The 14948-nt window shown below is 46.7% G+C and carries 14 protein-coding genes; all 14 read left to right on the top strand.

Translation table 11 applies throughout. The features are described from left to right. Positions 1-13: 13 nt before the first annotated feature. The 14 genes from ACFQ3W_RS12070 to ACFQ3W_RS12005 all read left to right on the top strand — a co-directional run bounded on the left by ACFQ3W_RS12070 (position 14) and on the right by ACFQ3W_RS12005 (position 14933). A complete protein-coding gene (locus tag ACFQ3W_RS12070; protein ID WP_379319528.1) occupies positions 14-1120 on the top strand; it encodes a GerAB/ArcD/ProY family transporter in 1107 nt (368 codons plus the stop codon). Positions 1121-1211: 91 nt separating this feature from the next. Then, on the top strand, positions 1212-2363 hold the full coding sequence (locus tag ACFQ3W_RS12065; protein ID WP_379319483.1) for a cysteine desulfurase family protein: 1152 nt from the start codon (positions 1212-1214) through the stop codon (positions 2361-2363). 128 nt (positions 2364-2491) lie between these two features. Next, the gene (locus ACFQ3W_RS12060) at positions 2492-2995 is read left to right on the top strand and encodes a PRC-barrel domain-containing protein (RefSeq protein ID WP_379319482.1); all 504 of its coding nucleotides are present in this window, start codon (positions 2492-2494) and stop codon (positions 2993-2995) included. A gap of 31 nt (positions 2996-3026) precedes the next feature. Then, complete coding sequence (locus ACFQ3W_RS12055) at positions 3027-3236, top strand: hypothetical protein (protein WP_379319527.1); 210 nt, start codon at positions 3027-3029, stop codon at positions 3234-3236. A 175-nt stretch (positions 3237-3411) separates the two neighbouring features. Further along, entirely contained in the window at positions 3412-4479 is a 1068-nt protein-coding gene (locus ACFQ3W_RS12050; protein ID WP_379319481.1) for an AI-2E family transporter, read from the top strand. A gap of 485 nt (positions 4480-4964) precedes the next feature. Further along, positions 4965-7589 (top strand): alanine--tRNA ligase, encoded by a 2625-nt coding sequence (gene alaS / locus ACFQ3W_RS12045; protein WP_379319480.1) that lies wholly within the window; start codon positions 4965-4967, stop codon positions 7587-7589. Between the two features lie 134 nt (positions 7590-7723). Beyond that, the gene (locus ACFQ3W_RS12040; protein ID WP_379319479.1) at positions 7724-7984 is read left to right on the top strand and encodes an IreB family regulatory phosphoprotein; all 261 of its coding nucleotides are present in this window, start codon (positions 7724-7726) and stop codon (positions 7982-7984) included. An 8-nt stretch (positions 7985-7992) separates the two neighbouring features. After that, complete coding sequence (gene ruvX, locus ACFQ3W_RS12035) at positions 7993-8409, top strand: Holliday junction resolvase RuvX (protein ID WP_379319478.1); 417 nt, start codon at positions 7993-7995, stop codon at positions 8407-8409. 12 nt (positions 8410-8421) lie between these two features. Further along, a complete protein-coding gene (locus ACFQ3W_RS12030; RefSeq protein WP_379319477.1) occupies positions 8422-8736 on the top strand; it encodes a DUF1292 domain-containing protein in 315 nt (104 codons plus the stop codon). Beyond that, positions 8733-9035 carry a DUF1292 domain-containing protein gene (locus tag ACFQ3W_RS12025; RefSeq protein ID WP_379319476.1) on the top strand — a complete coding sequence of 101 codons (303 nt, stop codon included), beginning with the start codon at positions 8733-8735 and terminating at the stop codon, positions 9033-9035. Before ACFQ3W_RS12030 ends, ACFQ3W_RS12025 begins: the two co-directional genes overlap by 4 nt. A gap of 129 nt (positions 9036-9164) precedes the next feature. Continuing rightward, entirely contained in the window at positions 9165-10178 is a 1014-nt protein-coding gene (mltG, locus tag ACFQ3W_RS12020; protein WP_379319475.1) for an endolytic transglycosylase MltG, read from the top strand. Between the two features lie 14 nt (positions 10179-10192). Further along, positions 10193-11128 (top strand): peptidase U32 family protein, encoded by a 936-nt coding sequence (locus ACFQ3W_RS12015; RefSeq protein WP_379319474.1) that lies wholly within the window; start codon positions 10193-10195, stop codon positions 11126-11128. Positions 11129-11171: 43 nt separating this feature from the next. Next, positions 11172-12506, top strand: coding sequence for a peptidase U32 family protein (locus tag ACFQ3W_RS12010; RefSeq protein ID WP_379319473.1), 1335 nt, complete (start codon positions 11172-11174; stop codon positions 12504-12506). A gap of 249 nt (positions 12507-12755) precedes the next feature. Continuing rightward, positions 12756-14933, top strand: a complete 2178-nt coding sequence (locus ACFQ3W_RS12005) for a methyl-accepting chemotaxis protein (protein ID WP_379319472.1) — start codon at positions 12756-12758, stop codon at positions 14931-14933. Positions 14934-14948: the final 15 nt, after the last annotated feature.

The raw sequence follows: 14948 nt of genomic DNA, 5'->3' as shown, positions 1-14948 counted from the left end.
TAAAAGCATGGGGGTGCAAGTTTTGGAAAAAGAAAAAATTTCAGCGCTCCAACTTGGGTTAATGATGTGTCCCGCCGTGCTTGCCTCCGGCTTTCTTGTGCTTCCAACTGCAACAGCACAATACGCGCAAAATGATCTTTGGCTGACGAGTGTTTTGGCCACGCTCGTCGGCTTCATCAGTGTGGTGATGGCGACCCGGCTTCATCAGTATTATCCGAATCTAACGGTTATCCAATATAGTGAACGTATCGTTGGCAAATTGCTCGGGAAGATCATCGGCCTGATCTTTATCATCAATAACTTTATTCCCTCTAGCTTAATCACAAGGCAATATGCGGATTTTGTTACAGGTAACTTTTTGCTTAGAACTCCAATTTTATTGATTATGGCCTCCATGGTGCTGCTGTGTACCATCACCGTTCGTGGGGGTGTGGAGATATTGGGGCGTATTACTTCGATATTTTTGCCGCTGTTTGTTGTTCCGATATTATTTCTGTTATTCCTGTTCCCTGACCTGGATCTAAAAGCCATCTTTCCCGTTATGAGTCAGGGAATCGTCCCGGTTGTCAAAGGTTCCATCCCGATGATGGGCTGGTGCAACGAATTGTTTATCATGTCCTTTTTTTTACCTAGCGTGACCGACCCGGAGAGAGGGAGAAAGTGGGGGTTTGTGTCACTGGGTGTGATTATCCTTTTTTTGACTTTTACCAATTTGATCGGATTATTTCTGTTAGGCCCCGACCTGGGCAATAAAGTATATCCGATTCTCATTGCTTTTCGCTATGTTAGCGTAGGTGCTTTCCTTGAAAATCTGGAATCGCTCCTGTTGGCAATGTGGGTGATCGGACATTTTTTGCAAATTAGCATCTATTTCTACATTACAGCTCTTTCTGTGGCACAATGGTTTCAACTTAAGGATTATCGACCGATTGTTTTTCCGCTCTCCCTTCTCGTTTTGATCAACGGTGTATGGGGCTTGCCAAATTTTTCAGTCCTTTCAGATATAATCAGATACACGATTCCATTCTTCATCTTAACAACTAACCTGCTCATTCCACTGCTGCTGCTCATTGTTGCCGCGGTACGAAATCGAAAGACAAAAGATCGAATGAATCTATAAAGAGTAGTTTTTTTGCCAAAAATAATATAGAATTATATTCGCTCAAATAATGTCAAGAGATATTTTCATAATATAAGGTGGCTAGCTATCCATGAAACACATATATTTGGACCATGCTGCTTCCACACCGATTCATCCAGAGGTTGCGGAAGCGATGATGACGGTCATGAAGGAACAATTCGGTAATGCATCCAGCGTGCATTTTTTCGGTCGGACTGCAAAGAGATTAGTTAACGGTGCCCGTGACTTGATTGCTTCTAAGGTGGGATGTCGCCCAGACGAGCTCGTATTTACTAGCGGCGGAACAGAAAGCGATAATTTAGCGCTCTTTGGTACGGCGGCGGCCTTCAAGGAGAAGGGGCGTCATATTATCACGACATCGATCGAGCACCATGCGGTGCTCCATTCCTGCGAACGACTGGAGAAAGACGGTTACGAGGTGACCTATCTTCCAGTGGACCGCTATGGGCAGGTTCATCCTGAGCAAGTAAGAGAAGCGATTAGACCGGATACGATTCTCGTCAGCCTCATGTACGGCAACAATGAAGTCGGTACGATCCAGCCTATTGCCGAGATTGGGCAAATCACGAAGGAACGAGGAATTATCTTCCACGTGGATGCTGTACAGGCGCTTGGCTCAATTCCGATTTCCTGCCGCGAACTGCCGGTTGATTTAATGAGTTTCTCCTCGCATAAAATTAACGGGCCGCAAGGGGTAGGGGCTCTCTATGTAAGAAAAGAGCTCGTGCTTGAGCCAATTCAATACGGTGGGCTGCAGGAAAGAAAGCGCCGGGCCGGGACGGAAAACATGGCGGGAATCGCCGGCTTTGCCAAAGCGGTAGAAATTATGGACGCGGAGCGGGAAGCGCGAAACCGCCACGAGGAAGCGCTGCGCGAACAATTGCTATTAGGATTGAACAGCGCGATTTCAGCGGAACGGTACCATGTCAATGGACACCCTACGGCGCATCTGCCGCATATTATCAACATCAGTTTTCCGGAATGTGATACCGAAACGATGCTGATGAATTTAGATATGGAAGGGATTGCGGCGTCGAGCGGCTCGGCCTGCACCTCTGGTTCTCTGGAACCATCGCATGTGCTGGAAGCGATGAATCTGCCGCAGCATCTTTTGCGTTCAGCGATTCGATTTAGCTTTGGTTTGGGTAATACTAGTCAAGAAATTGAACAAACCACGCAAAAAATTGGAACCATCTTAGATCGTCTTCGTAAAAGAAACTAATGGGCACTATTTTTCATTCGATTCGTGATTGATGGAACGGTAGTCCTGATTTCTTTTACGGAGGGAGGATTGCGAGTGAAGTAACAGCATAGAGCAAGAAAAATTCAGCTGGGGAGTGTCCTCATATCATGAGAATGCAAGAAATGATCGGTCTGCCCGTCTTTGACGTTGAGAATGGCAAACAGGTAGGGAAAGTCCTTGATATTATGCTGAACAATGACTGGTCGATAATTGGCATACAGTTGGAAGGTAGATGGATGTTTGCCTCTAGCATGAAAATGGTGCATTGGAATGACATCGTCGCCTACGGTGAAGATGCCGTAATGATCCGCAATCAACAGGCCGTCCAAATGTGGAAAGCCGAGAATATACAGAATACATGTGTATCTTTTACCAGCAAAATGAGAGAGGTTCCAGTCCTCACGGAGGGCGGGATTCAGCTGGGACATGTTACGGATGTTTATTTTGAACATGAATTGGGAAATACAATAACTGGAATTGAAATAAGTGACGGGTTTTTCACTGATTTGATGGAAGGACGGAAAATGCTGCCGTTTATGCCGGAAATGACCCGGGGGGAAAATGTGATCATGGTGCCCCCAAATAGCGAACAGCTGCTGGAAAGGCCATGAACTCTGTTAATGGATAGGTGATCAATGAATGATGAAATGTCCAAATTGCAGTTCCAAGGATATCGGCAAGATTGGTTCACATCAATATTATTGCTGGGGCTGCTTTATTGAACTAACGGTAAACGGAGAAAAGATGTCGGTCTATCAAGTGGAAGAAGACGGTACTTTGAGCTCACTAGACGACTTGTTCTTCGGCGAAGAAATAGCTCAAGATTTTCCACAAATTCATGCTTCCTCTTAAAGATATTCAGACTGTAGGTTGATGATGCATAGAGCTGTCCTCTATTTTATTAAAATAGGGGGCGGCTTTTTTGTATTCCTTTAATAGTAGTTGCCACGGCGTAAACCTTAGGTGATTATTTTTTTCCCTCACGGTGCATAATGTTCATACCAGTCCACGCAAGGAGGAGTCGTTCGTGGGACCAGTTTATAAGAACAAGCTGTTTCGTTATGGGGTTTGGCTGCTGCTGGGTCTCATCATTTTATACTTTGTATGGCTGCTTCGGCCGATGTTTTTCCGTATATTCGAATTTCTGAAGGCAGTATTTGCCCCTTTTGTTATCGCGCTAATCATCTCTTATGTGCTGAATCCGGTCGTCAGAATGCTTGGCGGTCGGAAAGTACCACGCACGGCAGCGGTACTGCTTATCTATGCTGTATTTTTAACGAGCCTCTCTGTGATACTAATGAATGTCATCCCTATGTTTATAGAGCAGTTGGAAGAGCTGGGAGAGCATCTACCCGAGCTGACAATGCATACGCAGCAAATGATGGACAGCTGGAACACCGGTTTATTACCGGGAAGTATCCGAATGGGAATGAATAACTGGTTTTTTCAGTTTGAGAACCGGCTTGCTAACGGAATTTCGACCTTTTTAGACAATATTGGGACGACAATTGGAGTGGTCTTCAACGCATTTATCATTCCGTTTCTCATTTTCTACATACTAAAAGATTTTGAAGTGATTGAACGTCTGGTCATCCAGTATTTGCCTAGATCACGACGTAAATCGATCATCAACCTGCTTAAGGAAATCGATGAGGCGCTTGGCAATTATATACGGGGGCAGCTGCTCGTATGTGTTATCATCGGAGTGCTCGCGTACATTGGCTACATCATTATTGGTATGCCGTTTGCGTTGCTTATGGCTGGAGTTGTCGCGATCTGCAACATTATTCCTTACCTCGGCCCGTTCCTGGGAGCTGCTCCGGCGATGGTTGTAGCTACGACGATATCCTGGAAAATGGTGCTGCTCGTTCTGCTAGTCAACATGGTCTGCCAAATGATTGAAAGCAACATCATCTCACCACAAGTTGTTGGGCGAACGCTGCATCTTCATCCGCTGCTGATCATTTTTGCACTGTTGGTTGGAGGAGAAATCGCCGGAATTCCAGGACTCATATTGGCGGTTCCTTTCTTTGCTGTGATGAAGGTGATCATACAGCATTTTTACACCTACTATGTCCGCCGAAGAACAGCATAATCAAATTGCAACGGGTGAAATAAGAATCCTGACGCTCACATTGACAGGGACATTTATGCCTTATATACTAAAAATGTTATGTTCGAAATTACTTTTGGCGAAGCTTGCATAAGCTTTTAGCCTATAGCTGTAAAACGGTGATGAAATAGAGTACGTTCGTGGCCGATTTTTACCAGAGAAGGTGTTCCTTCATTTTAGTAGCTTCTTAGCTATTTAAAATGATGGCTGAGAGAACCCGAAATACCGACCGAGCGGAAAGCTGATTTCGGAGTGTGAGTTCAAATTCACCGGGTGGTTCCCGTTACCGAACCAACAAGGCGATCGCTAATCTATGCAGCCATTAGAGAACTGCAGTGAATATGCGATAACCAGGGTGGTACCGCGATTCAATCGTCCCTGATTTTCAGGGGCGTTTTTTGTGCTTTGCTTTAAGCTGCAATATCATATGCAATCTGCAAAATATATAAGACTTAGGAGGATAACACATGAAAGCAAGTGAAATTCGTTCCAAATGGCTGCAGTTTTTCGCCAGCAAAGGTCATAAAATCGAACCTAGCGCCTCGCTGGTTCCGCATAATGATCCGTCTTTGCTGTGGATTAATGCGGGAATGGCACCGCTTAAGCCTTATTTTGACGGCCGTGTGAAGCCGGAAAATCCGCGCCTCACCAATTCGCAAAAATGCATCCGCACCAATGATATCGAAAACGTAGGGAAAACCCGCCGTCACCATACTTTTTTTGAAATGCTCGGCAACTTTTCGATCGGGGATTATTTCAAAGAAGAGGCGATTACTTGGGCTTGGGAATTTCTGACGGGCAAGGAATGGATCGGCTTCGACCCTGAGCGCTTGTCGGTTACGGTGTATCCGGAGGATGAAGAAGCGTTCAAGCTGTGGAACGAAAAAATCGGCATCCCGGCAGAGCGCATCGTCAAGCTGGAAGATAACTTCTGGGATATCGGCGAAGGACCTTGCGGACCTTGTACGGAAATTTTCTACGACCGTGGTGACGCTTATGGAGATTTGTCCGATCCGGAATGTACGCCGGGCGGCGAAAACGAACGGTTCCTCGAGGTTTGGAATCTCGTGTTCTCCCAATTCAATCATAACAAGGACGGTAGTTACACGCCGCTTCCTAACAAAAATATTGATACCGGCGCCGGACTGGAACGCTTCGCTTCGATTCTGCAAAATGTGAACTCCAACTTCGATACGGATTTGTTTCAACCGATCATTGCCAGAACGGCAGCTATGGCCGGAGTGACTTACGGAGAAACCGAGGAGGTCGACGTAGCACTGAAGGTTATCGCTGACCACATTCGGACAGTCGCCTTTGCAGTTGCGGACGGCGTTTTGCCTTCCAACGAGGGCCGTGGCTACGTAATCCGCCGTTTACTTCGCCGTGCGGTACGCTATGGAAAATTGATTGGACTCAACAAACCGTTTATGTTCGGACTGGTTGAGACGGTTGGTGACATTATGGGCACCTACTACACTGATGTAGTAACGAAACGGGAATTTATCGAGAAAGTCATTCGCTCGGAGGAAGAGCGGTTCCATGAAACACTCACCGACGGACTTGCTATTTTGGCCGAAATTAGCACTGAGGCCAAGAAAGCGGGCCGTTCGCTGATCAGTGGGGCCGATGCATTTAAGCTTTACGATACCTATGGTTTTCCGCTTGATCTGACCGAGGACTTTGCCGCCGAGCATGGGCTTGGGGTGGATCGGGAAGGCTTTGAGGCTGCTATGGAGGAACAACGTGAACGTGCCCGCGCTGCCCGGCACGACAGCGGAAGTATGAAGGTTCAAGGCGGGGTTTTGTCAGATTTTACGACTAAAACAGACTTCGTTGGATATAATGAGCTTGAAGTAACCACCAAAATTGTAGCTATCGTTGCAAATGATGTTTTTGTCGACGTTTTGTCCGAAGGGCAAAAGGGACAAGTCATTCTGGAGGTTACACCTTTTTACGCAGAAAGCGGCGGTCAAGTCAGCGACCAGGGAACCATTTCTGGGGAAGCTGGAAATGCGATTGTCGAAGGCTTGTTCAAAGCGCCTCATGGCCAGCATGTCCATCAAGTAACGGTGGGAGCCGGTGAGCTTCGGGTCGGGGCAAGTGTAACGGCGGCTGTGAATAAAGAACTGCGTGGACAAACAGTCAAAAATCATACGGCGACTCACCTGCTTCACAAGGCGCTGAAAGAAACGCTGGGCGAGCATGTCAATCAGGCAGGATCTTTGGTTGAGCCGCAACGTCTGCGGTTTGACTTCTCCCATCTAGGGAGCATTTCGCCAGAGGAGTTGGCTAATATCGAACGCCGCGTCAACGAGCAGATCTGGAATGCTCTTCCGGTAACGACCGAACTGAAGCCGGTTGACGAAGCTAAGGCTATGGGTGCCATGGCGCTGTTCGGCGAAAAGTACGGAGATATCGTACGGGTGGTTAAAGCTGGCGATTACAGCCTGGAGCTGTGCGGTGGCTGCCATGTTAGCAACACAGCGGAAATTGGATTGCTTAAAATTGTTAGCGAAAGCGGCATCGGCTCTGGGGTTCGCCGGATTGAAGCGGTGACAGGCCGGGGAGCATATCTCTTCCTGGACGCTCAGCTAGAATTACTCCACCAGTCTGCTAGTCTGCTTAAGGCCAATGTGAGTGACGTACCTAAGCGTATCGAGGCGTTGTATCAACAGCTTAAAGAGCTTGGGCGGGAGAATGAATCGCTGCAAAGCAAGCTCAGCTCAATTGAAGCTGGGGAATTGACCAGCCAAGTAGTTTCGGTTGGTAATACTCGTTTACTTGCTGCCAAAGTAGATGCGAGCAGCATGGAAGCACTCCGTACTCTAGCCGATGAGTTGAAGTTGAAGCTGCCGGATGCGGTTCTTGTGCTGGGGGCTCCGGCTGAAGATAAGGTGAACTTTGTAGTTGCTATTCCGCCAGAACAAGTTAAGCGTGGTTTGCACGCGGGTAAGCTTGTTAAGGAAGTCGCTGCCGTATGCGGAGGCGGAGGCGGTGGACGTCCTGATATGGCTCAAGCTGGTGGTAAGGATGCCAGCAAACTGCAAGAAGCGCTTCAAGTGGCTGAGAAATGGGTTGCCTCACAAGGCTAATAGAGCGGTGATGATGGGGGACTGACTCGCTGAAAATTTCCTTATGTTACCTAGGATATGGTATAGTAAGATTAGACTAAGAGGAAATCAGCTGCGATCATTTTGACGTATGTCTGAAGAAGCGAGGTGTCATCATGGACTCCATGGATAAAACCGTCAAGTTTAACGTCAAGGGCGACGAGCAGGAAGCATCAGCCGAGGAAATTCTTCTTACGGTTTACGGAGCACTGCAGGAGAAGGAATATAACCCGATTAACCAGATTGTCGGTTATTTACTGTCGGGGGACCCGGCTTATATACCGCGTCACAACAATGCGAGAAGCTTGGTGCGCAAGAAGGAACGCGATGAATTGATTGAAGAGCTGGTTAGATTTTATATGGCCGGTCATCGTTAGGAGTACGTATGAAGATAATGGGTCTGGATTACGGGGACCGCCGCATTGGAGTTGCTGTAAGCGACGCGTTCGGCTGGACGGCCCAGGGCGTTGAAGTGATTGAACGCCGCAGGGAGGGCGAGGAATTCGATCGGCTTACCGAATTGGTGAAGCAGCATGAGGTAGAAGAGATCGTCGTTGGCCTCCCCAAAAATATGAACGGCACGATTGGGCCTCGTGGTGAAATATGTATGGCATTTGCCGAGGACCTGCGGAATAGGCTGAATTTGCCGGTGCATCTTTGGGATGAACGGCTCACGACCGTCTCCGCGCACCGAACGCTTCTGGAGGCGGACTTAAGCCGAAAGAAGCGTAAAGGAGTCGTGGATAAAATGGCCGCAAGCTTAATTTTACAAAACTATTTGGACTCTAAGAGTGAAAAGTGAGGGTGATCGCACATGTCCAAGGATCGTATCGGCAATGAAGAAGAACCGGAAATTATTTATATTCCCGACGAAGAGGGCAATGAAGAGGAATTCGAAGTCATTATGAAATTCGAAGTTGACGGTTCCGACGCCAAGTATATGATGGTCGTTCCTCTAGATTCAAGTGAGAACGAAGATGAAGAGAGCGAAGAGGTATACGCATTCCGTTACGAGGAAGACGGCGATGACTTGAAGCTGTACACGATTGAAAGCGACGAGGAATGGGAAATCGTAGAGGAAACGTTCAACACACTAGTCGACGAATTTGATGGAGAAGACGAAAAATGACTGATTATTCGGCGGATAAGGTAGTTTGGACATCGCGTGTACGTGATGCTTTTGGACCTGTTGTCGAATTACAGGATGAGTCAGGTCAAATCTCCTATTACGGAGTAGAGAAGGAATTTGATGTAGGAGGGGCGGCTTATGCCGTCCTCCGTCCAGAAAACGGGTCCAAGGACGACGAACCGGAGATTATGAAAATTTTAACTTCCGAGGATGGAGCCCTGGAACTGGTTACGATCGATGATGACGATGAGTGGGAGAACGTATCCGAGCTGTACGATGAATTGACATTCCCGGAATAAGGGAACGTAAGCATCTTGCGAAGAGCATGATAGATCAGTCTGGGAAGGGCGGGATAACACCGCTCTTTTTGCTGTAAAGGGGTTGAGCTGTTGAAGAAGGGGCTGAAGTGGCTTAGCGTTGTGGTTCTTATGATTGTAATCGTGGTTGGGGCTGCCGCGACTTATGTTTATATCGGTACGCAGCCGGTAAAAGCATCGGAGCAGGCCGTAAAAATCACGATTAAGCCGGGAACGGGTACCGCTGGGATTGCAAGTTTGCTGGAGGATCAGGGACTTATTAAAAATTCCTTTTTATTTAAATCCTATCTAAAGCTGAAGTCAGAGGGCAGTCGGTTTCAAGCCGGTGTCTACGAATTCAAGCCTGGAGTAACCTATTCTGAAATTATCGCTAAGCTTAATACGGGAGACGTTGTAAAAGGTGAAATGATTCGCTTTACAATTCCCGAAGGTTTCACTGTCAAACAAATGGCTGACAAGCTGGCCGAAGAAGGATATGTAAACAAGGAACAATTCCTGAAGCTCGCTAAAGATCCGAGTGGGATCAACAATGATTTGTTAAAGCAGCTTCCGGCAAATAATAAGCTTACGTTTCTCCTGGAAGGATATATGTTTCCAGAAACTTACGAACTGAAAAAGGGTGCAGGCGAGAAAGAAATCGTCGGACGTATGCTTGAGGAAACGTCGAAACGGTTAGCCGAGATTCCTGATTTTGACCAAAAGCTAAAGCAACGTGGTCTCAGTCTGAATGAGCTCATGACGGTCGCTTCACTGGTGGAACGCGAGGTTGTGGTTGATTCTGAACGCAAATTAGTGGCCGGGGTGATTTACAATCGCCTGAATAAAAACATGAAGCTGGAAATCGACGCTACAGTTCAATATGTTTTGGATAAACCGAAGGAACGGCTTATGAATTCGGACTTAAGAAGCGTAGACAGTCCGTATAATACGTATTTATACGAGGGACTTCCTCCGGGACCCATTGCTTCGCCAAGCCTGAAATCGATTGAGGCTGCATTAGAGCCGGAAGCGTCTGACTACCTGTTTTATGTCACGAAAAAAGACGGCAGCGGCGAGCACTTGTTTGCCAAGACGTATAAAGAGCATTTGAAAAATATTCAAACGAGCAAGACCATGGCTAAATAATTGAGGTGTAAGGAATGACGAAAAAAACGGAGCTAATGGTTCCTGCAGGTTCGCTTGCGGAACTGGAGCGTTACTTCGCTGCCGGCGCTGATGCGGCGCTGATCGGCGAAGCAAAATACGGCATGAGATTGCCCGGGGATTTTTCGATAGATCAAATTGCAGAAGCGGTTCGTATGGCCCACCATCACGGAGCTAAAATTTACGTAAGCATGGGTAACTTGATGACGAACGATCTGCTTAAGGATCTGCCAGCCTATATTAAGCAATTGGCGGATTTCGACGTAGATGGGGTTGAATTCGGCGATCCCGCCGTGCTTCAAACCGTACGCGAAACCGCTCCGCAGCTGGCACTTCATTGGAACGCCGAAATGACATCGACGAATTATGCTACCGCCAATTATTGGGGTAGTAAGGGAGCGACTCGGGTCGTTTTTGCGCGCGAGCTGAATATGGATGAACTAACCGGCATGCACCCTTCCCTGGAGATTGAATCCGAAGTACAGGTTCACGGAATGACGAATATTTATCATTCCAAGCGCCGTTTAGTGCAGAGCTATATGACCCACCAAGGGCGGCCGGTTAAACCCGGTGAGGATTTGGGCCTGGAACGCGGGCTTTTTCTGATTGAAGCGGAACGTCCTGATGAGAAGTTCCCGATTTATGAAGACCGTAACGGGACTCACATCATGAGCTCAGACGATATATGCATCATCGAGGATCTTCATTTGCTCATGGGTGCTGGCGTAAGCAGTTTTAAAATTGAAACGCTGTTGAAGTCGATCTCTTATAATGAGTTAGTCATTCATTCGTACCGCGAGGCAATTGATGCGTATTTTAAAGACCCAGAAGGCTATGAATTTGACGAGACATGGATCGAGAACATCCGTAAGGTGCAGGACCCCGAACGGGAACTGACCTTTGGGTTTTATTACAAGGAACAGGTTTACTAAGAGGGCTTAGGCCTAGAAAATATAGATCGAGAGGTGAACGAAGATGCAAACCGTGGAGAAACATATCCCGAAATATACGGGAAAACGCAACCGGCTGGCGAAGCCAGAACTGCTCGCGCCAGCGGGCAATTTGGAAAAGCTAAAATTCGCCGTACACTACGGGGCGGATGCCGTATACATCGGAGGGCAAAAATATGGCCTTCGTTCCAATGCTGATAATTTTAGCTTTGAGGAAATGCGGGAAGGCGTCGAATTCGCCAAAAAATACGGGGCCAAAGTTTTTGTGGCCACGAATATATATGCACACAACGAGGATTTGGAAGGAATTGAGGAATATCTCCGCAATTTGTATGATGTCGGTATTGCCGCCATCATTGTCGCCGATCCGATCATTATAGAGACCGCTCGACGTGTCGTGCCTGAGCTGGAGGTTCACCTGAGCACACAGCAATCGACGGTCAACTGGCAAGCGGTGAAGTTCTGGAAGGACCAAGGTTTGCCGCGTGTCGTTCTAGGACGCGAGACGAGCCTGGAGGAAATTCAAGAGATCAAAAAGCATGTCGACATTGAGATCGAAGCGTTTATTCACGGTGCAATGTGCTCCTCATATTCGGGACGCTGCGTATTGTCCAATCATTTTACGGACAGAGACTCTAACCGTGGCGGCTGCTGCCAATCGTGTCGTTGGAAATACGATCTTTTTGAAGATAGTCGGCCAGCGGAAGAGTGGGTTTCAGAGGAAGAGGCTCAGGATAATCGGGTTCTACAGCAGTTCAGATTAGGAGTCACCCAGCTTCCACTGTTTGAGGAGAATGATGCTGCTTTTACGATGGGATCGAAAGATTTGTGCATGATCTCCCATATTCCGGACTTGATCGATGTCGGGGTGGACAGCTTCAAGATCGAGGGCAGAATGAAATCGATCCATTATGTGGCTACAGTGGTTAATGTATACCGTCAAGCCATTGATTCATATATGGAGGACCCCGAAAATTATGTGCTAAAACCGGAATGGGTCGAAGAGATTAACAAAGCGGCAAACCGCCCGCTGAATACAGGCTTTTTCTATGATACACCCGACCATGAAGACCATATATACGAGCCCGAAGAGAAGGCGGCTCCATATGATTTTGCCGGTCTGGTCATGGAATATGATGAAACCTCCGGAATGGCTGTCGTCCAGCAGCGGAACCATTTTAAACCTGGCCAGGAAGTTGAATTTTTTGGTCCAGGCGGAACCTTTTTCAAACAAAAGGTCGTTAAAATTTACGATGAGCAAGGAAATGAGCTCGATGCCGCAAGACATCCGCTACAACGGATAAAGCTGAAAGTAGATCAACCCGTGTCTAACTTTGATATGATGCGTAAACGAAAATAGAGACAATACAATATGCTATAGGGCCTGTTCTTTTCTAGGACAAAAGGCCCTATTTTGTGTTTATGGTGTTTTTTTGTAAAGATTACTTAAAAACCTACGCTTTTTTAGCCGATACAATAGAGGAGAACGTCATTTACTGTCGAATTATTCGATGTAAAGCCGACGTAAAATGTTAGATTTCAGCGGCATAATGCATGACCCCGAACCTAAACTTGGGGCTGCAACTATTATGAGTGGTGGGTGATCAACATGAGTCTGGTTCCAAAGAACGAGGACCAATCAACCAAAGACAAGAAAAAGCGTAAGAAAAAGGAAGAACGGGCGGAGTTACCTAAGAAAGATAAAAAAGCATTCGCAGCCGATTGGAAAGGGAAAGCGCTATCCTTAGTGGATAAGCTTCCTAAGCAATTTAATCCTTCCAAGTCGGTTGGCATACGTTTGTTCCTGATTTTCTTTATTGCCATCATGTTTTTTGTGCTTACGATCGGTATTTTGTCCTACCAAATGGCAAAAGGTACGATCCAAGATAATGCAGAAAGCGCCAATTTGCAGACGATTGTTCAAACTTCCCAGAAGCTCGATGTTGTACTGCAGAGATATGAAGAAAGTCTTCAACAAATGTTCTTAGACGATGAAATGCAAAGAGCGATTATGGATGCATCCTTGTCAAACATTACGGATTATGAACGTTTTACAGCAACCAATAAAATGAGAACTAGACTGAATTCTTTAACGTTCTCCACAAAAGGTATCACCGCAGTTTATATGATCTCGACGGACAAAATTGTTGATGATGTCTCTTCAGGCAGCGCTGACAACGACTTTTTAGAAAAGGTTCGTGATGAATCATGGTTTGCAGAGATGTCAAAGGCATCGAAAACCATGTGGCTTAATCCGGTAGAAAATAAATCCGGAAGTTCAATTTTTCGGCTCGTTAGATCCGTACAAAGCGTAAACAGCATGAAGCGGTTTATTCTTATTGCCGACATTAATACGGACATTTTGAACGGATATTTGAAGGAAGTAAAACTAGGCGAAAATTCTAAAATTCAAATGGTCGATAATGACAACAAGGTCGTTGGATCTTCGGTTGCCGGGGAACAAGGTAAAGCAACTGAGTTCAATCTGAGCAAAGCCGGCACCAAGGCTTCCGGAAGTTTGCGAATTGACGATGCCGACGGCGATGTTGTGCTTGCCGTGTTTAACACGCAGCAGACATCGGGCTGGAAACTTCTCGGTACGGTAGCAACGTCCGAATTGACTAGCAGTGCAAAAAGCATTTTATTAGTTACATACCTATCTCTCATTGTTGTAGCGCTAATTGCCATCGGTTTAGGAATCTGGATGGTTCGAATGATCGCTCATCCGCTGGCCAAGCTGAAAAACTTGATGGAGGAAGGCTCCAAAGGAAACCTGAATGTTCGACTGAAGCTGAAAAACAAAGATGAAATTGGTCAGTTGACAGAAAGCTTCAACGAGATGATGGAGAACATTACCGAGCTTGTTAAGCAAACGAACAGTTCGGCGCAGGATGTGCTGGATACGGCAACCGAGTTGACACAAGCTTCCAATAAAACGGCAATCTCTGCCAAGGAGATCGCTGTTGCAACGGAGGAAATCGCCAACGGGGCAACGAGCCTTGCTACGGAAGCGGAACGCGGAAATGAATTGACTGAAAATATTTCCAAACAGATGGATCATGTAATTCATACAAACAAAGAGATGGAAGTTTCAGCACGTCAGGTTGAGCAATCCAGTCAGAAGGGTACCGAATACTTAAGTGGACTGCTCGAAAAAACGCATACTACGGTGGAAATGGTTAATGCATTGACTGAAAAGGTTGACTCCTTGAAGTCCAGCACATCATCGGTCTTGAAAGTCCTTGATGTGATGCAAAACATTACCCAGCAAACGAATATCTTGTCGTTGAACGCAACGATTGAAGCTGCTCGGGCGGGAGCTGCCGGTAGAGGCTTCATGGTCGTCGCCGATGAAATTCGCCAGCTCGCGGACCAATCGCGTCAATCGATCACGATGGTTGGGGAGATTACCGACAATATTCAGAAGGAAATGAACGAAACGGTAAAAGCATTGTCTGAAGCAAGCCCATTATTCCAGGAGCAAATTGCTTCCGTACAGGAAACTAGTCAAATCTTCGTTTCTGTTCAAGAGCAGATGGAAGGCTTCGTCCAGCATCTGGATTCCGTAACGTCTTCCATCGATCAGTTGAGTCAATCTCAATCGGTTCTGTCCGAAGCAATGAGCAATGTTAGTGCGGTAGCTCAGGAATCCTCGGCAACCTCCGAAGAGGTTGCTTCGCTCAGCAGCGAGCAGCAAACGGTCGGCGATCATCTGGTTGAGCTTTCGAACAAACTAGAAAATGTATCGACTGGTTTGAAAGAGTCTTTGTCAAAATTCACGGTGTAATCAAGTAAGAAATAG

Origin of the sequence: Paenibacillus puldeungensis (assembly GCF_042678945.1) — a bacterium.
Classification (GTDB): domain Bacteria; phylum Bacillota; class Bacilli; order Paenibacillales; family Paenibacillaceae; genus Fontibacillus; species Fontibacillus puldeungensis.
This window is presented reverse-complemented; position numbering and strand designations above follow the sequence as displayed.